General features: G+C 69.7%; 24 protein-coding genes and 1 tRNA gene. 12 read left to right on the top strand and 13 right to left on the bottom strand.

What is annotated here, in order from left to right; translation table 11 throughout:
* Window positions 1–177: 177 nt before the first annotated feature.
* Together hutH and hutI are read right to left on the bottom strand one after the other, a co-directional pair.
* Window positions 178–1,713, bottom strand: coding sequence for a histidine ammonia-lyase (gene hutH, locus OK345_RS13050; RefSeq protein ID WP_265128417.1), 1,536 nt, complete (start codon window positions 1,711–1,713; stop codon window positions 178–180).
* 80 nt (window positions 1,714–1,793) lie between these two features.
* Window positions 1,794–3,002, bottom strand: a complete 1,209-nt coding sequence (gene hutI, locus OK345_RS13045; RefSeq protein ID WP_265128416.1) for an imidazolonepropionase — start codon at window positions 3,000–3,002, stop codon at window positions 1,794–1,796.
* A gap of 59 nt (window positions 3,003–3,061) precedes the next feature.
* On the opposite strand from hutI, the gene OK345_RS13040 reads away from it, so the two are divergent.
* Together OK345_RS13040 and hutC are read left to right on the top strand one after the other, a co-directional pair.
* Entirely contained in the window at window positions 3,062–4,438 is a 1,377-nt protein-coding gene (locus tag OK345_RS13040; RefSeq protein WP_265128415.1) for a formimidoylglutamate deiminase, read from the top strand.
* Window positions 4,439–4,472: 34 nt separating this feature from the next.
* On the top strand, window positions 4,473–5,201 hold the full coding sequence (gene hutC / locus OK345_RS13035; RefSeq protein WP_265128414.1) for a histidine utilization transcriptional repressor HutC: 729 nt from the start codon (window positions 4,473–4,475) through the stop codon (window positions 5,199–5,201).
* 28 nt (window positions 5,202–5,229) lie between these two features.
* On the opposite strand, the gene OK345_RS13030 is transcribed toward hutC, so the two are convergent.
* From OK345_RS13030 to OK345_RS13020, 3 genes are all read right to left on the bottom strand, one after another.
* The gene (locus OK345_RS13030; RefSeq protein ID WP_265128413.1) at window positions 5,230–6,228 is read right to left on the bottom strand and encodes a restriction endonuclease; all 999 of its coding nucleotides are present in this window, start codon (window positions 6,226–6,228) and stop codon (window positions 5,230–5,232) included.
* A gap of 236 nt (window positions 6,229–6,464) precedes the next feature.
* Window positions 6,465–6,947 carry a phasin family protein gene (locus OK345_RS13025; RefSeq protein WP_265128412.1) on the bottom strand — a complete coding sequence of 161 codons (483 nt, stop codon included), beginning with the start codon at window positions 6,945–6,947 and terminating at the stop codon, window positions 6,465–6,467.
* 92 nt (window positions 6,948–7,039) lie between these two features.
* Complete coding sequence (locus OK345_RS13020; RefSeq protein ID WP_265128411.1) at window positions 7,040–7,315, bottom strand: polyhydroxyalkanoic acid system family protein; 276 nt, start codon at window positions 7,313–7,315, stop codon at window positions 7,040–7,042.
* A 118-nt stretch (window positions 7,316–7,433) separates the two neighbouring features.
* On the opposite strand from OK345_RS13020, the gene OK345_RS13015 reads away from it, so the two are divergent.
* Window positions 7,434–8,243, top strand: coding sequence for an FHA domain-containing protein (locus OK345_RS13015; protein ID WP_265128410.1), 810 nt, complete (start codon window positions 7,434–7,436; stop codon window positions 8,241–8,243).
* Here the strand turns inward: OK345_RS13015 and msrQ are convergent.
* The gene (gene msrQ / locus OK345_RS13010) at window positions 8,212–8,820 is read right to left on the bottom strand and encodes a protein-methionine-sulfoxide reductase heme-binding subunit MsrQ (RefSeq protein WP_265128525.1); all 609 of its coding nucleotides are present in this window, start codon (window positions 8,818–8,820) and stop codon (window positions 8,212–8,214) included. The genes OK345_RS13015 and msrQ overlap by 32 nt on opposite strands.
* A gap of 40 nt (window positions 8,821–8,860) precedes the next feature.
* Window positions 8,861–9,829, bottom strand: coding sequence for a protein-methionine-sulfoxide reductase catalytic subunit MsrP (gene msrP, locus OK345_RS13005; RefSeq protein WP_265128409.1), 969 nt, complete (start codon window positions 9,827–9,829; stop codon window positions 8,861–8,863).
* 162 nt (window positions 9,830–9,991) lie between these two features.
* Between msrP and serC the strand changes: the two genes are divergently transcribed.
* The 3 genes from serC (at window position 9,992) to aroA (ending at window position 13,899) form a co-directional block, all read left to right on the top strand.
* The gene (gene serC, locus OK345_RS13000) at window positions 9,992–11,077 is read left to right on the top strand and encodes a 3-phosphoserine/phosphohydroxythreonine transaminase (RefSeq protein ID WP_265128408.1); all 1,086 of its coding nucleotides are present in this window, start codon (window positions 9,992–9,994) and stop codon (window positions 11,075–11,077) included.
* Between the two features lie 111 nt (window positions 11,078–11,188).
* Window positions 11,189–12,337 carry a prephenate dehydratase gene (pheA, locus tag OK345_RS12995; protein WP_265128407.1) on the top strand — a complete coding sequence of 383 codons (1,149 nt, stop codon included), beginning with the start codon at window positions 11,189–11,191 and terminating at the stop codon, window positions 12,335–12,337.
* A 248-nt stretch (window positions 12,338–12,585) separates the two neighbouring features.
* Window positions 12,586–13,899, top strand: coding sequence for a 3-phosphoshikimate 1-carboxyvinyltransferase (gene aroA, locus OK345_RS12990; protein ID WP_265128406.1), 1,314 nt, complete (start codon window positions 12,586–12,588; stop codon window positions 13,897–13,899).
* On the opposite strand, the gene OK345_RS12985 is transcribed toward aroA, so the two are convergent.
* Window positions 13,883–14,443 carry a TonB family protein gene (locus tag OK345_RS12985; protein WP_265128405.1) on the bottom strand — a complete coding sequence of 187 codons (561 nt, stop codon included), beginning with the start codon at window positions 14,441–14,443 and terminating at the stop codon, window positions 13,883–13,885. The genes aroA and OK345_RS12985 overlap by 17 nt on opposite strands.
* A 106-nt stretch (window positions 14,444–14,549) precedes the next feature.
* Window positions 14,550–15,191, bottom strand: a complete 642-nt coding sequence (locus tag OK345_RS12980) for an energy transducer TonB (protein ID WP_265128404.1) — start codon at window positions 15,189–15,191, stop codon at window positions 14,550–14,552.
* A gap of 114 nt (window positions 15,192–15,305) precedes the next feature.
* On the opposite strand from OK345_RS12980, the gene serS reads away from it, so the two are divergent.
* A complete protein-coding gene (serS, locus tag OK345_RS12975; protein ID WP_265128403.1) occupies window positions 15,306–16,586 on the top strand; it encodes a serine--tRNA ligase in 1,281 nt (426 codons plus the stop codon).
* A gap of 198 nt (window positions 16,587–16,784) precedes the next feature.
* On the opposite strand, the gene OK345_RS12970 is transcribed toward serS, so the two are convergent.
* On the bottom strand, window positions 16,785–17,369 hold the full coding sequence (locus tag OK345_RS12970; protein ID WP_265128402.1) for an FMN-dependent NADH-azoreductase: 585 nt from the start codon (window positions 17,367–17,369) through the stop codon (window positions 16,785–16,787).
* A gap of 119 nt (window positions 17,370–17,488) precedes the next feature.
* Here OK345_RS12970 and OK345_RS12965 point away from each other — a divergent pair, with 119 nt between their 5' ends.
* The gene (locus tag OK345_RS12965; protein WP_265128401.1) at window positions 17,489–18,481 is read left to right on the top strand and encodes a LysR family transcriptional regulator; all 993 of its coding nucleotides are present in this window, start codon (window positions 17,489–17,491) and stop codon (window positions 18,479–18,481) included.
* 118 nt (window positions 18,482–18,599) lie between these two features.
* Window positions 18,600–18,689 (top strand) — tRNA-Ser (locus tag OK345_RS12960).
* A 190-nt stretch (window positions 18,690–18,879) separates the two neighbouring features.
* Here the strand turns inward: OK345_RS12960 and OK345_RS12955 are convergent.
* Together OK345_RS12955 and OK345_RS12950 are read right to left on the bottom strand one after the other, a co-directional pair.
* Complete coding sequence (locus OK345_RS12955; RefSeq protein WP_265128400.1) at window positions 18,880–19,110, bottom strand: hypothetical protein; 231 nt, start codon at window positions 19,108–19,110, stop codon at window positions 18,880–18,882.
* A gap of 101 nt (window positions 19,111–19,211) precedes the next feature.
* On the bottom strand, window positions 19,212–19,370 hold the full coding sequence (locus OK345_RS12950) for a hypothetical protein (protein ID WP_265128399.1): 159 nt from the start codon (window positions 19,368–19,370) through the stop codon (window positions 19,212–19,214).
* Window positions 19,371–19,873: 503 nt separating this feature from the next.
* Here OK345_RS12950 and tadA point away from each other — a divergent pair.
* The 3 genes from tadA to OK345_RS12935 all read left to right on the top strand — a co-directional run bounded on the left by tadA (window position 19,874) and on the right by OK345_RS12935 (window position 21,899).
* On the top strand, window positions 19,874–20,383 hold the full coding sequence (tadA, locus tag OK345_RS12945; RefSeq protein WP_265128398.1) for a tRNA adenosine(34) deaminase TadA: 510 nt from the start codon (window positions 19,874–19,876) through the stop codon (window positions 20,381–20,383).
* 89 nt (window positions 20,384–20,472) lie between these two features.
* On the top strand, window positions 20,473–21,048 hold the full coding sequence (gene orn, locus OK345_RS12940; RefSeq protein WP_265128524.1) for an oligoribonuclease: 576 nt from the start codon (window positions 20,473–20,475) through the stop codon (window positions 21,046–21,048).
* A 20-nt stretch (window positions 21,049–21,068) separates the two neighbouring features.
* Window positions 21,069–21,899: an EcsC family protein gene (locus OK345_RS12935; protein ID WP_265128397.1), complete on the top strand. Its 831-nt coding sequence runs from the start codon at window positions 21,069–21,071 to the stop codon at window positions 21,897–21,899.
* A gap of 16 nt (window positions 21,900–21,915) precedes the next feature.
* Here the strand turns inward: OK345_RS12935 and OK345_RS12930 are convergent, their stop codons facing one another.
* Window positions 21,916–22,827, bottom strand: a complete 912-nt coding sequence (locus tag OK345_RS12930) for a LysR family transcriptional regulator (RefSeq protein ID WP_265128396.1) — start codon at window positions 22,825–22,827, stop codon at window positions 21,916–21,918.
* Between the last annotated feature and the right edge of the window lie 33 nt (window positions 22,828–22,860).

Here is a 22,860-nt window from a genome sequence, read left to right as displayed (position 1 = left end):
CTTTTCCCTTCTCCCACCGGGAGAAGGTGCCCGTAGAGCTTGCCCCCGCGAAGGCGGGGGGCGGATGAGGGGTGGATGGAGTCGGTAACGATTGAACTGTCCGGACTCCGTTCGTCCTTCACCCCGACCCCTCGCTCCCATGGGGACGTCCTTCGGTCGCCGGTGGGAGAGGGGCTTTCAGATTTCCACCTGCGGCAGCACCGCGTGCAGGCCAACAGCCAGCGCACCGCTGCGCACCAGCGCGGTGGCGGCGAGCATGTCCGGGTGGAAGTAGCGGTCGTCCTGCAGCGTCGGCACCTGCGCGCGCAGGGTGGCGCGCACCTTTTCCAATGCCTCGCTGGAACGCAACGGGGCATGGAAGTCGCAGCCCTGCGCGGCGGCCAGCAGTTCGATGCCGACCACGTTGGCGGCGTTCTCGGCCATCGCGATCAGGCGACGCGCACCGTGTGCGGCCATCGACACGTGGTCCTCCTGGTTGGCCGAGGTCGGGATCGAATCGACGCTGGCCGGATAGGCGCGCTGCTTGTTTTCCGACACCAGCGCCGCGGCGGTGACCTGCGGGATCATGAAGCCGGAGTTCAGGCCCGGCTTCGGGGTCAGGAACGCCGGCAGGCCGGACAGCGCCGGGTCGACCAGCATCGCGGTGCGGCGCTCGCTGATCGAGCCGATCTCGCACACCGCCATCGCCAGCATGTCGGCGGCGAAGGCGACGGGTTCGGCGTGGAAGTTGCCGCCGCTCAACGCCTCGCCGGTGTCGGTGAACACCAGCGGGTTGTCGGAGACGCCGTTGGCCTCGATTTCCAGCGTGGTCGCCGCCTGCCGCATCACGTCCAGCGCCGCGCCCATCACCTGCGGCTGGCAGCGCAGGCAGTACGGGTCCTGCACGCGCACGTCGTTGTCGCGGTGCGATTCGCGGATGGCCGAGCCCTGCATCAGCGTACGCAGCGCGGCGGCGGCGGCGATCTGCCCGCGCTGGCCGCGGATGGCATGGATGCGCGGATCGAACGGGGTGTCCGAGCCCTTGGCCGCCTCCACCGACAGCGCGCCGGCGACCAGCGCGGCCTGGAACACGGTCTCGATCTCGAACAGACCGGCCAGTGCATAGGCGGTCGAGTACTGGGTGCCGTTGAGCAGGGCCAGGCCTTCCTTGGCGCCGAGCACCAGCGGTTCCAGCCCGGCGCGGGCCAGTGCGTCGGCGGCGGGCAGGCGCTCGCCATCGAGGAAGGCTTCGCCGACGCCGATCATCACCGTGGCCAGGTGCGACAGCGGCGCCAGGTCGCCCGAGGCGCCGACCGAACCCTGGCACGGCACCACCGGCACCACGTCCTTCTGCAGCATCGCTTCCAGCAGCGCCAGCGTCTGCGGGCGGATGCCCGAGGCGCCCTGGGCCAGGCTGGTGAGCTTGAGCGCCATCATCAGCCGCACCACGCTGGCCGGCATCGGCTTGCCGACGCCGGCGGCATGCGACAGCACGATGTTGCGCTGCAGGGTTTCCAGGTCCTCGCGCTCGATGCGCACGCTGGCCAGCTTGCCGAAGCCGGTGTTGATGCCGTACACCGGCTCGCCCCGGGCGACGATCGCCTCGACGGTCTGCGCGCTGCGCAGCACCGCCGCATGCGCCGAATCGTCCAGCCGCACATGGGCGCCGCGGTAGACCTGCCGCCATTGCGCCAGCGGAACGTGGCCGGGACGAAGCACGAGGGGGGAATTCATCGGGTTACTCCAGGTTTGTCAGGGTAGGTGCGGGGCTTGCCCCGCACGGCTGTTCGCGAGGTGCGGGGCAAGCCCCGCACCTACGGTGTTGGTACGCCGCGGAACACGCGGGCGTGCAGGGGATTGAAGCCCATGCGGTAGACCAGGTCGGCCGGCGCCTCGATGTCCCAGATGGCCAGGTTGCAATCCAGGCCCGTGGCCAGCCGGCCGATGCGGTCGTGCCGGCCCAGCGCGCGCGCCGCGTCGCGGGTGAAGCCGGCGATGCATTCGTCCACCGTCATCCGGAACAGGGTGGCGGCCATGTTCATCGCCAGCAGCGGGCTGGTCAGCGGCGAGGTGCCGGGATTGCTGTCGGTGGCCAGCGCCAACGGCACGCCGGCTGCGCGCAGTTCCTGGATCGGCGGCAGGGTGGTGTCGCGGGTGAAGTAGAACGCGCCGGGCAGCAGCACCGCGACGGTGCCGGCGGCGGCCATCGCGGCGATGCCGGCATCGTCCAGGTGTTCGATATGGTCGGCCGACAGCGCGCCGCGCTGCGCCGCCAGTTCGGCGCCGTGCTGGTTGCTCAGCTGTTCGGCATGGATCTTGACCGCCAGCCCGCGCTCCGCGGCGGCCTCGAACACCTGCGCGGCCTGCCCGCGCGAGAAGGCGATGTTCTCGCAGAACACGTCCACCGCCTCGGCCAGGCCTTCGGCGGCGATGGCCGGGATCATCACCTCGCAGACCTCGTCGATGTAGTCCTGCGCGTCGCGGCCCGGCGGTACCGCATGCGCGCCGAGGAAGGTCGGCACCACCTCCACCGGACGCACCTCGCCCAGCCGCCGCGCCACGCGCAGCTGCTTGCGTTCGTCGTCCAGGGTCAGGCCGTAGCCGGACTTGATCTCGACCGTGGTCAGGCCCTCGGCCAGCATCGCGTCCAGCCGCGGCAGGCTGGCGTCGAGCAGTTCCTGCTCGCTGGCCTGGCGGGTGGCGCGTACGGTTGAGACAATGCCGCCGCCGGCACGGGCGATGTCGGCGTAGCTCACGCCCTGCAGGCGCTGTTCGAACTCGTTGGCGCGGTTGCCGGCGTAGACCAAGTGGGTGTGGCAGTCGACCAGCCCGGGGCCGATCCAGCGGCCGCCGCAGTCGATGCGGTGGGGCGCCTCGAATCCGGGGGCATCGGCGGCCGGGCCGGCATGGACGATGCGACCGTCGCGGCTGGCGACGATGCCGTCGCGGACAATGCCCAGGCCGCCGTCGCCAGCGTCCAGCGTCATCAGGTGGGCGTTGTGCCAGAGGGTGTCGCAGCGCATGGCGGGGCTTTTCCGGTTTATTTGTATATACAATAATAGCGCAAATCGGAGAGTGTCCAGTGACGGCAAACGCAGGCGGGACGACAACGCATTTCTGGGCGGAGCAGGCATTGCTGCCCGCCGGATGGGCGCAGTCGGTACGGATCGGGGTCCAGGGCGGCGCCATCGTTTCGGTCGCCGCCGGCACCGGGGCGCAGCCCGGCGACCAGCGCCTGGCCATCGCCGTGCCCGGGCTGGGCAACCTGCACAGCCACGCCTTCCAGCGCGGGATGGCGGGGCTGGCCGAGATCGGCGGCAGTCGCGGCGACAGCTTCTGGAGCTGGCGCGAGCTGATGTACCGCTTTCTCGACCGGCTCGATCCGGACAGCTTCCAGGCCATCGCCGAACAGGCCTACGTGGAGATGCTGGAAGCCGGCTTCACCCGCGTCGGCGAATTCCACTACCTGCACCATGCCGCCGACGGCGCGCCCTATGCCGACCGCGCGGAAATGGCGGCGCGCGCGGCGGCCGCGGCGCAGGTGGCCGGCATCGGCATGACCCTGCTGCCGGTGTTCTATGCGCACGCCGACTTCGGCGGCGCGGCGCCGAACCCCTCGCAGCGCCGCCTGATCCACGACGTCGACGGTTTCGCCGCGCTGCTCGAAGGCTGCAGGGCGGCATTGCGGCCGCTGGGCGATGCGGTGCTGGGCATCGCGCCGCACAGCCTGCGCGCGGTCACCGGCGAGGAACTGGCCGCGTTGCTGCCGCTGAACGATGGGCCGGTGCACATCCACATCGCCGAACAGCTGCGCGAGGTCGAGGCCTGCGTGGCGTGGTCCGGCCTGCGCCCGGTGCAGTGGCTGTACGCGCACGCGCCGGTGGATGCGCGCTGGTGCCTGGTGCACGCCACCCACGTCACCGACGACGAGCTGCGCGGGATCGTCGCCAGCGGGGCGGTGGCCGGGTTGTGCCCGATCACCGAGGCCAACCTCGGCGACGGCCTGTTCCCGATGCAGGCGTTCGCCCGCGCCGGTGGCCGTTTCGGCGTCGGTTCGGATTCGAACGTGCTGATCGATGCGGCCGAGGAACTGCGGCTGCTCGAATACGGCCAGCGACTGCTCCTGAAAGGGCGCAACGTGCTGGCGGAATCCGGCGATTCTTCCAGCGGGCGCTGGCTGTTCGGGCAGGCGCTGGCCGGCGCCGCGCAGGCGCTGGGCGTGCAGGCCGGCCTGCACGCCGGGGCGCCGGCGGATCTGGTCGAACTGGACGCGCAGCATCCGGCGCTGCTGTCGCGCAGCGGCGACGCCCTGCTCGACAGCTGGTTGTTCGCCGCGCGCAACGGCGCGGTGCGTTCGGTCTGGCGCGGTGGCCGGGAGCTGGTCCGGCAGGGCCGGCACCACCGGCGCGAGGCCGTGGCGGCGCGTTTTGCGCTGGCCCTGAAGAAGGTGCTGGCCTGATGCGCCAAGCCGCCGCTTTCCGGGAATCATGCACGTGAAGGGCAAGAAGGCCGAGACCCTCAATCGCCGCATCCGCGGCGAGATCGAGGGGCGCATCCTCAGCGGCGAATGGCCGGCCGGGCACCGCATCCCGTTCGAGCACGAGTTGATGGCGCAGTACGGTTGCTCGCGCATGACCGTCAACAAGGTGCTGACCGCGCTGGCCGAGAACGGCATGATCGAGCGCCGCCGCCGTGCCGGTTCGTTCGTGGCCCGCCAGCATCCGCACCTGGAACAGGTGGCGCTGGAAATTCCGGACATCGCCACCGCCGTCACCCAGCGCGGGCACGACTACCGCTTCCAGTTGCTCGAACGCCAGGATCGCCATGCCGATCCCGCGGTGAGGGAGGAAGTGGCGCTGGTCGGCGACGGCCTGTTGCTGGCGATGCGCAGCCTGCACCTGGCCGATGGCCAGCCGCTGGCGCTGGAGCGCCGGCTGATCAATCCGGCCGTGGTGCCGGAGATGCTGGAAGTGGACTTCTCGACGATGGCGCCGGGCAGCTGGCTGCTGCAGCACGTGTCGTGGACCCGCGGCGAACACCGCATCAGCGCGGTGGCGGCCACCGCCGCCGAGGCCAGCCTGCTCGAGGTGCCGACCGGTACCGCCTGCCTGGTGATCGACCGCCAGACCTGGCTCGGCGAGCAGCCGATCACCTGGGTGCGGCAGATGTTCCTCGGCGATGCCTACGACCTGATCGCGCGCTTCTCGCCGGGCTCGCGCTGAGGCCGGCCGATGCCGGCCAAGACCCCGCTTAGATGGTGCTGCACTGGCGCCAGCGCACCGGCTCGTCGACGCCCGGGCGCGGGTTGAGCTGGATGCGCACGGTACGCAGTGCCGGGTAACGCTTCACTTCCTGGCAGATGATCGGCCACACCACCGCGTCCTCGGCCACCCGGTCCACCGACAGGGTCAGCCGCGTCAGCCAGATGCCGCTGGTGATGCCGGGCTGGCTCGCCAGCGCCTTGGAAACGGCCTGCTGGTAGCGTTGCAGGGTGGCGTCGTCGGGGTTCTCCAGCAGGTCTTCCTGCGCGGCGGCGCCGGTCTGTTCGACGAGGGGCGTTTCCGTTTCCGTTTCCGGCGCGGCGGCCGGTGCGGCCGCCGGGGCAGCGGACGCCACAGGCGCCGCCGCGGCTTGCGGCGGCTCGGGCTGGGAAACCAGCGAAGTGAGGTAGCCCATGCCGACCAGCAGGCCCAGCGTGACCGAAGCCAGCGCGGCGATACCGATATGACGCTGGGACTCGCGCTTGGCCTCGCCGCACACCCGCGCCTCGAGGTCACCCGGCAGGTAGGGCTTGAGCAGCGGCCACAGGTGGCGCCCGTCCAGGACCTCGATCGACTGCTTTTCGGCAGCGACCAGGCCATCGCGTTCCACCCGGCCTTCGGTGATCAGGATGCCGCCGCGGGCACCGGCCAGCCGTGCCGCCGCCCCCAGTTCGTTGACCGCGGCCGAGCCGATCCGGTAGGCACGGCCATGCTTGCACGACAGCAGCCAGCGCTTTTCGCCCTGCTGCATCAGGAAATCGGAACTGGGCTCGCGGCTGTCTTCCTCCTCGCTGGGGACGTCCGCCAGGCCGCGCTGCTCGCGCATGGCGCGGCGCACGATCTGCGAGAACTCGCGCCAGTGCATGCCGGCCAGCGCCTTCAGGCCCAGGCGGGTCTCGGTGTTCTTGCGTTGCACCAGCCAGAGATAACAGGAGGCCAGGCACCACACCAGCAGGGCGAGGACCAAGGCCAGAATCCAGGAAAACATGGGACACCCAAAGCTGTACGTGTGGCGAGCAGGAGAGTTTATATCTCTTCGCGGGCCCAGGGCTCACGCGGGAACGCGTGGTGCCGCGGCGCCAGGATGGCGACGGCCGGGCATGAAAAACCCGCCAATCCGATGCCGAGAGGGGAGGGAAGCAATCGGCATCGGTCTTGCTGGCGGGATGTGCGGATTGTCGCCAATGTCATGCTGCTTTGCAACATCCATCGGCGCCGCACCGCTCAATCGCCGGCGTCGGCTTTCGAAGCGTCGCCGCCGGCAGGCTGCGAGGCGCGGCTTTCGGCGCGGTTCAAGCGGCTGTTGAGGGCGTCGATCCGCTGGTTGAGGGCATCGATGTCCTCGCGGCTGGGGATCTGCATGCGGCGCAGCGCGCCCTGCAGCCGATCCTCGAACGCCTTCTCCATCTTTTCCCAGGTGCCGCTCGCACGCTCGCGGGCCTGGCCCAGGGTGTTCTCGACGCTGTCGCGCAGCGGCGCGCCGCGGTCCGGGTCCTGCCGCGCCTGCTGCTCGAAGGCTTCGCCTTCCTTCACCAGGGTGTCGAACAACCTGCTGCCCTCGGCCTGGGCGCGGCCCAGCGCCCCCAGGCCGGCCAGCCAGACCTGCTGCGCCGATTCGCTGACCTTGCGGCTGATCCGCTCCGCCTGCTCGTGCAGGCTGGCGCCGGAGGAGGTGTCGTCGTGGGCGGTTCGGTGGTGCGTGGTCATGGGCCTGCTCCCTATGCGGATGACGGGTCGAAGGCCAGCCTAGCGTGGCGGGCGTTGCGCGGCGTGATGGAACCGCCGCGACGGAAGGCGCCTCAGCCCAGCTTGTCGGCCAGTACCCGCTGGATCTCGGATTCCACCATCCCCTTCATCGCCGAGAGCAGGAAGCCCAGCTCGGCGGTCACCCGTACCTGGCCCGGCAGCAGCTCGATGGCGCCGTCCACCCCGGAGCGGGAGAAGTGCAGCACCTCGCCGTCCCAGCGCGAGGCCATGTCGAAGCGTTCGCCGAGCTTGCGCGCCACGTCCTCGATCGCGGTGCGCGCCTGTTCGGCGGGCAGGGAGTGGGGATGGCGGATGTCGATGCGGGACAAGGAAAACTCCTGGCACGGGGCGGGGATCGGGAGTGCGGCATTGTGCGCATCGGCGCGGCGCTGTCCAAGCCCCACGTCGTTCTTCTGCATGTTCATGCAACCTGCTAGGCTGCGTCGCGTGCAGACATTGCAAGTCCATTCCAGCAACCGGCAACAGCCCGACCAGCCATTGCGGCCGGGCGTATTGCGCATCGTGCGGCATGCCTCCGGGACCGTCCGGGTCGGCGACGACAGCCCCGGAACGCTGCTGCTGGCGCAGTTCTGCCTGGACGGACGCGGCCTCTGGCTGCAGGTCGCCAACGGCATCCGCGGCATCCACGTCAACGGCCGTCCGGTGCGGCGGATGGCGCTGCTGCGTGCCGGCGACGCGGTCTTTGCCGATGGTCTGGAAGTGGTGGTGCAGGGCGGCTGCCAGTCGCTGGCGCACGCGCCGGAGCCGTCCGACACCGTCGTCGACGACCAGCGGATACTGCTGCGCGGCGTCGGCGGGCAGCACCATGGCCGCAGCTTCATCCTGGACCGGACGCGTGTGGTCGGTCGTGCCACCGATGCCGACATCGTCATCGACGATCCGGCCTTCGCCCTGCGCCACGCCCGCTTCGAACGCCACGGTGAGCAGGTGCTGCTGCGCGACCTGGGTTCGGCCGACGGCAGCATGGTCAACGGCGTGCCGGTGCGGCATTGCTGGCTGCAGCCGGGCGACCAGGTGGTGTTCGACGCGCAGCACCGCTTCGTGCTCGAGGTGCCGCTGGTGGCGCGCGCGCCCGTGGAGAGCGGCAACGACGCCGAGGACGCCGACGCCGGCGTCGAGGAAGCCGCAACCACGGCACCGGCGCTGCGGCGCTCGCGGCGCTGGCCGTGGCTGCTGCTCAGCGCGTTGCTGCTGGGCGCGGCGATCAGCGGCCTGCTGTGGTTCGGCGCCCGCTGAGGCGGCGCCACAACCGCCATCCCAGCAGCAGCGCCAGGATCGAGGCGTACAGCGCCGGTTCGCGCACGTCCGATTTCACCACCCACCAGAAATGCAGCACGGCCAGGATGCCGACCAGGTAGACGAGCCGGTGCAGCCGCCCCCAGTTGCGCTTGAGCCGGCGGATCCAGCCCTGCGTGGAGGTGGCCGCCAGCGCCAGCATCAACAACCAGGCGGCGAAGCCGACGGTGATGTAGGGGCGCTTGGCGATCTCCTCGAACACCTGGGTCCAGTAGCCGCGCAGGTCCAGCACCAGGTAGGCGGACAGGTGCAGGCAGGCATAGAAGAACGCATACAGCCCGAGCATGCGCCGGAAGCGCAGCAGCACCGGCTGGCCGCTCAGCTGGCGCAATGGGGTCACGGCCAGGGTCAGCAACAGCAGGCGCAATGCCCACAGCCCGGTGCGGTGCTCGATCTCCGCCACCGGGTCGGCCCCCAGTGCATTGCTGCCGGTGCGCCAGACCTGCCAGATCTGCGCGCCGAGAATCGCCGCCGGCAGCAGCGCCGCGGCATGCACCAGCGCCTTGGCCAGGATCAGCCCGGCCGGCGTGGCTGGCCGCGGCCGCGGACGGGGCGCGTCAATACCACTTCCTCAGGTTCATGCCGGCATACAGCGCGGCTACCTGCTCGGCATAACCGTTGAACAGCCGGGTGGGGATGCGCTCGGCGAACAGCTTGCTGGCGCTGCCGGCGATGCGGCGTTCGGTCTTCTGGCTCCAGCGCGGGTGGTCCACGTCCGGATTGACGTTGGAGAAGAAGCCGTACTCGGAAGGCTGCAGCTGGTGCCACGCGGTTTCCGGCATGCGTTCGACGAAGCGGATCGCCACGATCGACTTGATGCTCTTGAAGCCGTACTTCCACGGCACCAGCAGCCGCAGCGGGGCGCCGTTCTGCTGCGGCAGCGGCTTGCCGTACAGGCCGGTGGCCAGCAGCGTCAGCGGGTGCATCGCCTCGTCCATGCGCAGCCCTTCGCGGTAGGGCCAACGGATGCTGCGGTAGCGGATGCCCGGCATCTGCTGCGGGTCGGCCAGGGTGGTGAAGGCGACGTACTTCGCCCTGGAGGTCGGCGCGAAGCGTTCCAGTACCGGTCCCAGCGGCACGCCCTGCCACGGGATCACCATCGACCAGCCTTCCACGCAGCGCAGGCGGTACACGCGCTCCTCCGGCGCCAGGCCACGCAGCAGGTCGTCCAGGTCGAGCTGCCCGGGCTTCTCGCATTCGCCTTCCACGCTGACCGTCCAGGGCCGGGTGCGCAACGTCCGGGGCGCGGTGGACGGGTCGGTCTTGCCGGTGCCGAACTCGTAGAAGTTGTTGTAGCGGGTCACGTCCTCGTAGCGGGTCAGCGGTTCGCCGGTGGCGAACCCGCTGCCGACCCGGGCCGGGTCGGGGGGCGCTGCCGGCGGCGCCGGCGGATCGGCCTCGGCGCAGCCGGCCAGCGACACCGCCGGCAAGGCGACCAGTGTCCGCAGCAGTTGCCGGCGCTGGCGATAGACCGCTTCGTCGGTGATCTCGCGGCTGGGGATGTTCAGTGCATCGCGCAGGCTCATGGGTCGGTTCCCGGCTTCGTTCGCGCGTCATGTATACGCCTTGGCGGCAGTCCACCACAGGCCGCGTTCGGCCGCCGCGAATGGATACGGCTGCAACCATTCGCGGCGGCCCCAAGCCTTTTGCGCTGCGGCATACTAGGGGTCTTGCCCAACAGGTGTGACATGACGCGCGCGTTCAATTTCAGTGCCGGCCCCGCGACCCTGCCGGAATCGGTCCTGCGCCAGGCGCAGGCGGAGATGTTGGAATGGAACGGCGTCGGCGCGTCCATCGTCGAAATCAGCCATCGCAGCGCCGAGTTCGTCGCGGTCGCCGCCGAGGCCGAGGCCGACCTGCGGACGTTGCTGGGCATTCCCGACGACTACGCCGTGCTGTTCACCGCCGGCGGCGCCACCACGCAGCAGGCGCTGCTGCCGCTGAACTTCGCCGCGCCCGGCCAGCGCGCGGACTACGTGCTGACCGGCCACTGGGGCAAGACCGCGGTGAAGCAGGCGCGCCCCTACGTGGACGTGCAGGTGGCCGCCGATGGCGAGGCCGACGGCTTCCGCGACATTCCCGCGCGGTCGCAGTGGCGGTTGTCGGCGGACGCGGCCTATGTCCACATCACCGCCAACGAGACCATCCACGGCGTCGAGTACCGCGATGCGCCCGACGTCGGCCAGGTGCCGCTGTTCGCCGACTTCAGCTCGTCGATCGCCTCCGAACCGCTGGACGTGTCGAAGTACGGGCTGATCTACGCCGGCGCGCAGAAGAACCTGGGCCCGGTCGGCATCTCGGTGGTGATCGTCCGCCGCGACCTGCTGGAGCGCAGCGGCCAGCCGCGCGCCGACATCTTCGACTACCGCTCGCACGCCGCGCGCGACTCCATGCTCAACACGCCGCCGACCTGGAACTGGTACCTGCTCGGGCTGACGGTGAAATGGATGCTGGCCGAGGGCGGCGTGACCGAGTTCGCCCGCCGCAACGCCGTCAAGTCGGCGCTGGTATACGAGGCCATCGACGGTTCCGGCGGCTTCTACCGCAACCAGGTGGCCGCCGCCGCACGCTCGCGCATGAACATCCCGTTCTTCCTGCCCGACGACGTGCTCACCGCGCGCTTCGTCGCCGAGTCGAAGGCGGCCGGCCTGCTGGCGTTGAAGGGGCACAAGGCGGTCGGTGGCATCCGCGCTTCGCTGTACAACGCCATGCCGCTGGCCGGCGCGCAGGCGCTGGCCGCGTTCATGCGCGACTTCCAGCAACGCAACGGTTGAACACCAACATGTAGGAGCGACGTAAGTCGCGATGAGGCGTTACCGGGAAATCCCGTCGCGACTCACGTCGCTCCTACACGAAGAGCAGCAAGGCATCGAGGGAAGGGAAACATGGCCGCAAAGCCGAAGAAGTCCACCGCCAAAAGCCCGCGCGGCAAATCGGCCGAGCCAGCGGTCGCCGCGCCGCTGCTGTCGGACGTGCGCGCCAAGATCGACCAGATCGACCGCGACATCCAGACGCTGATCGCCGAGCGCGCGCGCTTCGCCCACCAGGTCGGCAAGGCCAAGGGCAAGCTGGCCGCGGCGGTGGACTACTACCGCCCCGAGCGCGAGGCGCAGGTGCTGCGCATGGTGGTGGACCGCAACGAAGGCCCGCTCAGCGACGAAGTGCTGGTGCACGTGTACCGCGAGATCATGTCCGCCTGCCTGGCCCAGCAGGAGCCGCTGAAGATCGGCTACCTCGGCCCGGAGGGCACCTTCAGCCAGCAGGCCGTGCTCAAGCATTTCGGCCGCTCCGCGCTGGGGCTGCCGATGGCGACCATCGAGGAAGTGTTCCAGGAAGTGGAGGCGGGCAACGCCGACTTCGGCGTGGTGCCGGTGGAGAACTCGGGGCAGGGCACGATCCAGATCACGCTGGACATGTTCCTGACCTCCAACCTCAAGATCTGCGGCGAGGTCGAGCTGCGCGTGCAGCAGTACCTGATGTCGCGCAGCGGCCGCATCGAGGACATCGAGCGCGTGTACGCGCATCCGCAGTCGTTCATGCAGACCTCGGCCTGGCTGCGCGCCAACCTGCCCAAGGCCGAGAAGATCCCGGTGACCAGCAACGCCGAGGGCGCACGCCGCGCGCGCAACGCCGACGATGCCGCGGCCATCGGCGGCGAGAGCGCCGGCCACGTCTACGGCCTGAAGAAGGTGGTGACCAAGCCGATCCAGAACGACGCCGACAACACCACCCGCTTCCTGGTGGTGGGCCGGCAGATCTTCCCGTCCTCGGGCCACGACCGCACCTCGGTGCTGGTGTTCATCCACGACAAACCCGGCGCGCTGTTCGACGTGCTCAGCCCGTTCGCGCGGCACGGCATCAGCATGAACCGGATCGAGTCGCGGCCCTCGCACCAGGCCAAGTGGGAATACGGCTTCTTCATCGACCTGGCCGGCCACGTCGAGGACGAGGCGATGCAGAAGGCGCTGGCCGAACTGGAAGCGCACTCGGCGCAGATCAAGCTGCTGGGTTCGTACCCGGTCGCCGTGCCGTGATTTGCAAAGCCCTTCTCCCATCGGGGTGAGGGGTGCAGTTTGCGAACCCCCGGTCCGCTGCCCCTCGAACGCCCTTGCGCCAGCGCAAGGGCCGGGGCGCGAAGCGGGGGAGGGGCGGAGGCGAAGCCCTCGCATCCAGACTCCCTGACGCTTCGCCCGGTCCCTCATCCGTCCTGCAGGCACCCCCACCTTCGCAGGGGCAGGCTCTTCTCCCGCAGGGAGAAGGATTCACACCAACGAGATTCCGCATGACTTCCCAGCACTACTGGATCGCACGCAAAGGCCAACCGCTGCAGGGCACGCTGGCCATCCCCGGCGACAAGTCGGTGTCGCACCGCGCGGTGATGTTCGCCGCACTGGCCGACGGCGTTTCGCGCATCGACGGCTTCCTGGAAGGCGAGGACACCCGCGCCACCGCCGCGATCTTCGCGAAGATGGGCGTGCGCATCGAAACCCCGTCGGCCTCGCAGCGCATCGTCCACGGCGTGGGCGTGGATGGGCTGAAGGCGCCGCAGGGCGAACTGGACTGCGGCAATGCCGGCACCGGCATGCGCCTGCTGGCCGGCTTGCTGGCCGGGCAGCCGTTCGACAGCGTGCTGAGCGGCGACGAATCGCTGTCGCGGCGGCCGATGCGGCGGGTGACCGGGCCGCTGGCACAGATGGGCGCGCGCATCGACACGCAGGCCGACGGCACGCCGCCGCTGCGCATCCACGGCGGCTCGCAACTGCAGGGCATCCACTACGAATTGCCGGTCGCCAGCGCCCAAGTGAAATCGGCGGTGCTGCTGGCCGGGCTGTACGCACAAGGCGAAACCTCAGTGCTGGAACCGCACCCGACCCGCGACTACACCGAACGCATGCTGCGCGCGTTCGGCGCGGACATCGATTTCTCGCCGGGCAGGGCGCGGCTGCGCGGCGGCCAGCGCCTGCGCGCCACCGACATCGCGGTGCCGGCGGACTTCTCCTCGGCGGCGTTCTTCATCGTCGCCGCCAGCGTCGTCCCCGGTTCGCAGCTGCGCCTGCGGCAGGTCGGCCTGAACCCGCGCCGCACCGGCCTGCTGGCCGCGCTGCGGCTGATGGGCGCGGACATCACCGAGGAAAACCACAGCGAGCATGGCGGCGAACCGGTCGCCGATCTGGTCGTGCGTCATGCCCCGCTCGAGGGCGCGGAAATCCCGGAAGAACTGGTGCCGGACATGATCGACGAGTTCCCGGCGCTGTTCGTCGCGGCCGCCGCCGCCCGCGGCCCGACCGTGGTGCGCGGCGCCGCCGAACTGCGGGTCAAGGAGTCGGACCGGCTTGCGGCCATGGCCACCGGCCTGCGGACTTTGGGGCTGCGCGTGGACGAGACCGCCGACGGCGCCACGATCCATCCCGGTCCGCTCGGCCCGGGCACCATCGAGAGCCATGGCGACCACCGCATCTCGATGGCGTTCGCCATCGCCGGGCAGTTGAGCGAAGGCGAGGTGCGGATCAACGACGTCGCCAACGTGGCGACGTCGTTCCCCGGTTTCGACGCCCTGGCCGGCGGCGCCGGTTTCGGACTCAGCGTGCGGTCCTGAAGTCCACCGGCACCTGCACCACGCTGGCGACCGCGCGGCCATCGCGCATCGCCGGCTCGAAGCGCCAGGTCTTCACGGCATTCACCACCGCGCGATCGAGGTTGCGGTCGCGCGTGCCTGTGCGCTGGACGATGGACACATCGCCCACCTGGCCGCGTGCGTCGACCTGGATGCGGGCGATCACGCCGCCTTCGACGCCGGCGCGCAGTGCGGCGCGCGGGTAGTCCGGAAGCGCGTTGCCGGCCAGCGGCTGCGCCGGGCGGTTGGCCGGCAAGGCCGGCGTGCGCTGCTGCTGCGGCCGGTCGGCGCCGCTGCGTGCGGCGGGTGCGGCGGTTTCTTCGGGAAGGGTGGCGGGCAATGCGCGCTCGGCCACCGGGGCCGGGGCCGGTTCGGCGCCGCGGTTCTGCTGCAGCCACCACCACGCGGCCACGAACAGGGTCGCCACCAGCGCCACCCACAACCATGGCGAGGCGGGGCGTTCGGATGCCGGCGCAGGGGCGGCCGGCTGGTGGTCGTGCAGATCCTGGGTATGGGACATCGGCATGGCGGACCTCCGTGCGTCTTGGGAGGTGGCCAGTCTTGCCCCGTTCGTGCCGAAGCTGCGTCAGCTGCCTGTGAACGCGGCTCTCCGGCAGGGGGCGGGGTTCAGGTTACTGTCCCGGACTGAAATCGAACGGAATCTCGACGCTGCCGGCCACCGGCTGGCCGTTGCGCTGGGCCGGCTGGAAGCGCCAGCCGCGAACCGCCTCCATCGCCGCGCGGTCGAGCGTGCGCGATCCGCTGCGCTGAACCAGCGTGACCCCGCCAGGCGCGCCATTGGCATCCACGTCCACCCGCACCACCACGGTGCCGCGCTCGCCACGCCGCAGCGCGGCGGCCGGGTAGCGGGGCGCCGGGCTCTGTCCGGGCAGCGGCAAGGGGCGGTCGCCCGGCACCGGTGCGGCGGCGGTTCCGGTTTCCGGCAACGGTGCCGGCGCTTCGGCGGCGGGTGCCGGAGCCGGTGCCGGGGTTTCGACCAGTTGTGGCCGCTGGTCTTCGGGCAGCGGCCGCGCATCGGGCATGTCGCTGACGTCGGCGCCGGCCGGCAGCGGCTCGGGCAGGGGTTCCACCTCGGCCACCTGCTGCGGCGTCTGGGTGGGGCCGGGCCGGTAGAAATCGTTGTTGCGGGTGCCCAGCCACACTGCCACGAACAGCAGCAGGCCGACACAGAAGGCGATGCCGGCGATCAGCAGACTGCGCCGCGGCAACTGGAAAGTGATGTTGCGGGAGGAGGATGGGCGGGAAGCGGACATGGGCCTGACCGTTTTGAACGCTGGGATTCTGGCACAGCCGGAATGAATCGCGCGGCAGAAACGCCCGGTTCAGGCGATAATTGCGGCCAACGTCCGTACACAGTGCCGCTTCCCATGCTCGATCCCGCCCTGCTTCGCCAACAGCCCGCCGAACTCGCCGAACGCCTGCGCAGCTCGCGCGGATTCGACCTGGACGTGGCCGAACTCGAATCGCTGGAGGCCGGCCGCAAGCGCATCCAGGTGCGTACCCAGGAACTGCAGAGCCTGCGCAACAGCCGCTCCAAGGCCATCGGCCAGGCCAAGGCCAAGGGCGAGGACGTCTCGGCGATCATGGCCGAGGTGGCCGGATTCGCCGATGAGCTGAAGGCCTCGGAAGCCGAACTGGACGTGCTGCGCGAGCGCATCGAGACCATCGCGCTGGGCATTCCCAACCTGCCGGCCGACGATGTGCCGGTCGGCAAGGACGAAGCGGAGAACGTCGAGCAGTCGCGCTGGGGCACCCCGCGCAGCTTCGATTTCCCGGTGCTGGACCACGTGGAACTGGGCGCCCGCAACGGCTGGCTCGACGGCGAGACCGCGGCCAAGCTGTCCGGCGCGCGCTTCACCGTGCTGCGCGGGCCGATCGCCCGGCTGCACCGGGCGCTGGGCCAGTTCATGCTCGACCTGCACACCGGCGAGCACGGCTACGAGGAAATCAACGTGCCGGTGCTGGTCAACGCCGAGTCGCTGCGCGGCACCGGCCAGCTGCCGAAGTTCGAGGAAGACCTGTTCCGGACCGCCGTCGGCGATTCCCCGCGCTACCTGATCCCGACCTCGGAAGTGCCGCTGACCAACATCGTGCGCGACGAGATCGTCGATGCCGAGCGCCTGCCGCTGCGCATGACCGCCCATTCGATGTGCTTCCGCGCCGAGGCCGGCAGCGGCGGCCGCGACGTGCGCGGCATGATCCGCCAGCACCAGTTCGAGAAGGTGGAGCTGGTCGCCGCCTGCCGGCCGGAGGAAAGCGAGGCCGAGCACCAGCGCATGACCCGCTGCGCCGAAACGGTGCTGGAGAAGCTGGGCCTGCCGTACCGCAAGGTGCTGCTGTGCACCGGCGACATGGGTTTCTCCGCGACCAAGACCTACGACCTGGAAGTCTGGCTGCCGTCGCAGGACACCTACCGCGAGATCTCCTCGTGCTCCAACTGCGGCGATTTCCAGGCCCGGCGCATGCAGGCGCGCTGGCGCAACCCGGCCACCGGCAAGCCGGAACTGCTGCATACCCTCAACGGTTCGGGCGTGGCGGTGGGCCGGGCGATGATCGCGGTGATGGAGAACTACCAGAACGCGGATGGCTCGATCACCGTTCCCGAGGCGCTGCGTCCGTACATGGGCGGCACGGAAAGGATCGGTTGAGCGCCGGCAACGGCGCCGATGACCGGAAGAACCGAACGGCCCCGCATGCGGGGCCGTTCGCATTGGTGCAATGCCCGATGGCCGGACGGAAAAGATGACGGCCCCGGAAAGGGGCCGTCGGGGTCGCCGTGGGGAGAGAGTCCGGCAACCCGGAGCCATGCCGCCACGACGAGGGGCGGTGGCATGGATGGCAAGGACTCAGGCGGCGGCCCGCTGATCCTGCGGCTGCGGCAGGGCGGCCAGCGCCCGGGCAAGTGCGTCGCTGCGGTGCTGCGGCGAAAAGGCCACGCCCTCGGCACGCACGAACTCCACGTCGTCGATGCCCAGGAACGCGAAGATCTGGCGCAGGTAGGGCTCCTGGAAATCGGTGGGCGCGCCGCTGTGGATGCCGCCGCGGCTGCTGGCGACGATCACGCGCTTGCCGCCCGCCAGCCCTTCCGGGCCGTTCTCGGTGTAGCGGAAGGTACGGCCGGCCACCGCGATGCGGTCGATCCAGGCCTTGAGCGTGGAAGGGATGGCGAAGTTGTACATCGGCGCGCCGATCACCACCACGTCCGCGTCCAGGAACTGCTGCAGGGTGTGTTCGGCGGCCTCGTGCTCGGCTTCATCGGTGCCTGCCAGCGACCTGCCGGTCAGGTGCGGGACCGGCGTTGCGTCCAGGTCGCGGTAAGCCACTTCCAGGTCCCGGATCCGGTCGCGCCACTTTTCCACCACGGCGGCGGAGAGTTCGCGGCTGACGGAGTTGCCGCCCAGTGCGCTGGAGTCGATGTGCAGGAGCTTCATGGCTTGTACCTTGTTCGGAGAGAGCGGCCTGGCCGCGACAGGGCACAAGGTAGATTGTTGTAAATTCAGGATAAAGATGCTTGAATGCCACGTATCGTTCTGAATATGGGATTGCGGGCATGCAGGACCTCAATGATCTGTACTACTTCGCGATGGTCGTGGATCACGGCGGTTTCGCCGCTGCCGAACGTGCGCTCGGCATCCCCAAGTCGCGCCTGAGCCGGCGCATCAGCCAGCTCGAATCCGAACTGGGCGTGCGCCTGCTGCAACGCTCCACCCGGCGTTTCGCGGTGACCGACGTGGGCATGAGCGTCCATCGCCACGCCCAGACCATGCTCTCCGAGGCCCAGGCCGCACGCGAGGTGGTGGACCGGCTCAGCGCCGAGCCGCGCGGGCTGGTCCGCGCCAGCGTACCGGTGTCGCTGGCGCAGATGCAGCTGCCCAAGCTGCTGCCGAAGTTCCTGGAGCAATATCCGAAGGTGCGGCTGCAGCTGAACATCAGCAATCGCCGGGTGGACATCATCAACGAAGGCTACGATGTGGCCCTGCGCGTGCGCTCGCGGCTGGACGACGACGGCAGCCTGGTGATGCGCAGCTTCGGCCAGGTGCAGGAACTGCTGGTGGCCAGCCCGAAGTACCTCGACCGTGCCGGCCGCCCGAAGGACCCGGACGAGCTGACCAGCCACGTCACCCTGAGCATCAGCGAGGACGAGGCCCGCCAGCGCTGGGAGCTGCACGGGCCGGAAGGCGCGGTGCGCCGCGTCGACCTGCAACCGCGCGTGGCCGGCTTCGATTTCCCGCTGTTGCAGTCGATGGTCAAGGATGGCTTCGGCATCACCATGCTGCCGGAAACCGTATGCGCCGAGGCCGTGCGCAACGGCGAGCTGGAAGTGGTGCTGCCGGACTGGTCGCTGCCGCAGGGCATCTGCCACGCGGTGTTCGCCTCGCGCCGCGGCCTGCTGCCGGCGGTGCGGGTGTTCATCGACTTCCTGGCCGAACACCTGCCGCCGCAACTGGAGGCCTCGCGCCTGGATTGCGGCGGCGCCTGCGAGCGCGCCAAGGAGAAGATCAAGGCCTCGGCGGTCGGCGCGCTGGCGGTGGACGCCGGCTGAGCAAAGCACGGCCAGTCATGCGAGAATGCGCGCCCGGCCACGCTGCCGGGCCCGGATGACGGGCGCTGGGAACACGTTCCAGCATCTGCCGCAGGCACGCAAGGCGCCTGCGCGACACGGAGAGATGGCCGAGCGGTTTAAGGCACCGGTCTTGAAAACCGGCGAAGGGTCAAACCTTCCGTGGGTTCGAATCCCACTCTCTCCGCCAATCACTCCCTGGGCAGGGCGAGATCAGGTCCTTGAAGGCAAGGGTCCATGCATGTGATTGCGCGCGAGCGACTGCATGGCCATTCGTTCCATGGGGCATGGATGATGCCGAGCGCGGTCCCGTCCATGGCTGGGCAGGAGCGAGCGCTTCGCTGCGGCATGACTTCCTGCCGCGAGGATGCCGGCTGGAATCACGATGGGCCGGATTTCCGCGCGTAGCTCAGGATCGTCTGTTCGTCCTGCGCGGCGGCTTTCAGCGAGGCGACCCATCGCATCACCGCGCCCTTGTTGCTGATGAGTTCCCCCAGGTCGTCCGACAGGCAGTCGGCGCAAGGCTGGCCGCCCGGACTGCGTCTGCCGCAGCGCCTGCACGGCGCCATGGTGGTCGTAGTCGGTGGGCGCAGCTGATAGGCGATCTTCACTATCAGTGCCTCGGCTTGTCGTACGTTGTGCACGTGTTTCTCCATGAACAAAAAGGGCCGCGCATGCAAGCGCAGCCCTCCATGACCAGCAACCGGGTCGGTTACTTCGCGTGTTGCTTGCCGCCTTCATTGGCCAGCTTTTCCTTGGCTTCCTTGTCCTGGCGTTCCATCGCCTGCTGCTGCTTGCCCTGATCCTGCTTGGGATCATCGACCGCCGGCTTCTGCGGGTTGGGATTGGTATTGGTCTTGGTATCAGTCATCTTGCACTCCAGTGCGATGGATTCATCGCCAGGCCACAGTGGTCTTCCTGTCGTGACTGCACTGTGTTCTCTGGTGGCGGGACTGAACCTGGTCGGCGAAGCGTTCAGCAGGATGGCGCCGGATGATCGACGACAGCCCACGAAGGCGCGCGCAGTGTGTCACGAATGGCGTGGGATCGTTGCCTCCGGCTTTCGCTGCGTTTCATGCACGGATGCCCCGATGGGCGGCGGCGCTCCGGCCATCTGCGGGATGACGTCTCTGTACGGGAGCCGCGCGGTGGTCGCCGCCGGGGAATTTGGCGAAAATGGCGCATCTTCCAGGCAGCGGGCACAAGGTGGGCATGAACAGCGGGAACAGGACATCGCCTGCTGCGCCGGCGCCACCCGGGTCGCAGGCCGGTGCAGCGGATTCTTCGATGACCGGGCAGAACGAAGCGGATGGCGGGCAGGGCGGGGACGCGCGTCCGCGCGTGCGGTCGTCGGCCACGGAACCGGATGCCGGAATGGGGCCGGATGTTTCCGGGGCAACTCTTCGCGAGGATGAGGACGAGCGCTGGATGCAGCATGCACTGGCGCTGGCCGACCGTGCGCAGCGCGAGTTCGACGAGATCCCGGTGGGCGCGGTGTTGGTCGGCGCCGACGGCACGCTGCTGGGCGAGGGCTGGAACCTCAACATCGCCAGCCACGATCCCAGCGCGCACGCGGAGATCGTGGCGATGCGCCAGGCCGGGCAGCGGCTGGGCAACCATCGCCTGGTCGGCAGCACCCTGTACGTGACGCTGGAGCCGTGCGCGATGTGCGCGATGGCGCTGGTGCATGCGCGTATCGCGCGGCTGGTGTTCGCCGCGACCGATCCGAAGACCGGCGCCTGCGGCAGCGTGTTCGACCTGGTGGCCGATCCGCGCCACAACCACCGCGTGGACGTGCGCGGCGGGGTGCTGGCGCAGGAGGCCGGCACCCGCCTGACCAATTATTTCCGCGCCAAGCGCGGCAAGCCGCCGCTTCCGTCCTGACGCCGGGGCCGCGTCCGTGGCGGCGTATCATGTCGTCCTTTCATGAACGGCTGCCGGCGCTGTCCGGCGGCCCCAGCAAGAGGCGCGACATGGCGGAAAACCGTGCAGGCAACGACCGGCTGATCTGGATCGATCTGGAGATGACCGGGCTGGATACCGACAACGATTCGATCATCGAGGTCGCCACCGTCGTCACCGACGCGCAGCTCAACGTGCTGGCCGAGGGGCCGGAATTCGCCATCGCCCATCCGCTGGAGACGCTGGAGGCGATGGACGAGTGGAACCGCAACCAGCATCGACGCTCCGGCCTGTGGCAGCGGGTGCTCGACAGCCAGGTGACGATGGCGCAGGCCGAGGCGCAGACCGTCGCCTTCCTGGCGCAGTGGGTCGCGGCCGGCGCCTCGCCGATGTGCGGCAACTCGATCTGCCAGGACCGGCGCTTCCTGCACCGGCAGATGCCGCGGCTGGAGAAGTACTTCCACTACCGCAACCTGGACGTCTCCACCATCAAGGAGCTGGCGCGGCGCTGGGCGCCGTCGGTCGCCGCCGGGGTGAGCAAGACTTCCAGCCACACCGCACTCAGCGACGTGCATGACTCGATCGCCGAAATGCGCCACTACCGCGGTTTCATGGGCGCGCTGGCCGGCCTGCCGGAAACGGCGTAGGCGCCCGCCCGGGATCGCGCATGGATATCGAGGATTCGCCGCAGGATCTTTCCGACCTGCAACGCGCCGTCGGCCTGCTGGAGGCGCCGACCCTCACCGCGCGGATGGCCAACCTGATTGGTTCGCCGCTCGAATTCGCGGTGAGGAAGCTGCCGTCCGCGGTATCGGCGCGGATCAACGGGGCTACCGAGGCGGCGCTGTTCAAGTCGGCCGAGGCCGCGCTGTGGAGCATGGACAAGACGCCCGGCAAGGCGGCATCGACCCGGCTGCACAAGCTGGCGGCCGCCACTTCCGGCGCGCTTGGTGGCGCGTTCGGGTTCGCCGCGTTGTTCGTCGAGCTGCCGGTCTCGACCACGATCATGATGCGTTCGGTGGCGGACGTGGCGCGCAGCGAAGGCTTCGACCTGGCCGAGTTCGCGACCAAGCAGGCCTGCCTGGAGGTGTTCGCGCTGGGCGGCAATTCCAGCAAGGACGACGCCAGCGAAACCGGCTACTACCTCGCCCGCGGCTTCACCACCGAGGTGATGCGGCACCTGTCGGCCGAACTGGCCGGCGGCGCGGCCAGGGGCGGCTCCAGGCTGGTGCTCGGGCTGGGGCCGAAGGAAGCCGGGAAATGGCTGGCCAAGGTCGTCGAGAAGGTCGCGGCGCGGTTCGGCGTGGTGGTGACGGAGAAGTTCGCCGCGCAGGCGGTGCCGATCGTCGGCGCGGTGGCGGGCGCGACCTTGAACACCATGTTCACCGACTACTACCAGGACATGGCGCGCGGGCATTTCATCGTGCGCCGGCTGGAGCGACGGTACGGCTACGAGCGCGTGCGCGCGGCGTACGACCGGCTGGCGGGGCAGCGCTGAGCGGCGGCGCTGCCGCTCAATCCGCGTCGATCCGCACCTGTTCGGCGAGGAAATCCAGGAACGCGCGCACGCGCAGCGGCAGGTGGCCGCCCTGGCCGACGAACACGGCGTGGATCTCTTCGATGTCGCCGGGGTTCCACTCCTCCAGCACCGGCACCAGGCGTCCGGCGGCGATGTCCTCGCGGGCCTGGAACGCAGCCAGCCGGGTCAGGCCGAGCCCGGCCAGGGCCAGCCGGTGCAGGGCTTCGCCATCGCTGGCCTGGGCGTTGCCGGCGGGAATCACCATCCACTCGCGTTCCCCCTGGCGCATCGGCCAGCCCGGCCGCGCGCGGGCATGCCCGGTGGTGAGCAGGTTGTGCGAGGCCAGCTGGTCCGGGTGGGTCGGCAGGCCGTGGCGTTCCAGGTACGACGGCGCGGCGACCACCACCAGGCGGGTCTGCCCCAGCCGACGCGCGACCAGCCGGGAGTCCTTCAGCGGCCCGGCGCGGACGGCCACGTCGGTGCGCTGTTCGAGCAGGTCGATCACCTCGTCGCTGAGGGTGATGTCCAGGCTGACGTCCGGGTACTGCGCCAGGAAGCGGGGCGCCAGCGGTAGCAGGAAATGGTGGCCGAACGGTACGTTGGCATTCACCCGCAGCCGTCCGCGCGGGGTGCCGTGCACGCTGGCGCAACGCTCGGCTTCATCCAGGTCGGCCAGGATGCGTACCCCGCGCTCGTAGAAGGCGCAACCTTCGGCGGTGAGCTGCAGCTGGCGGGTGGAACGGTTCACCAGGCGGGTGCCGAGCCGCTGTTCGAGCCGCGCGACCAGCTTGCTCACGGCCGACGGGGTCATGCCGAAGGCGCGGGCGGCGGCGGAAAAACCGCCCAGTTCGATGACCCGGGCGAACACTTCCAGCTCGCCGGAGCGGTTGACGTCGAGGCGGGCCACGCCGGACTCCTTGTTGAGTTCAGGTCACAAATG

The organism is Xanthomonas chitinilytica, assembly GCF_026107455.2.
Taxonomy (GTDB): Bacteria; Pseudomonadota; Gammaproteobacteria; order Xanthomonadales; family Xanthomonadaceae; genus Stenotrophomonas; species Stenotrophomonas chitinilytica.
The sequence above is the reverse complement of the archived record's forward strand: the minus strand, read 5'-3'. Positions and strand labels throughout refer to the sequence as shown.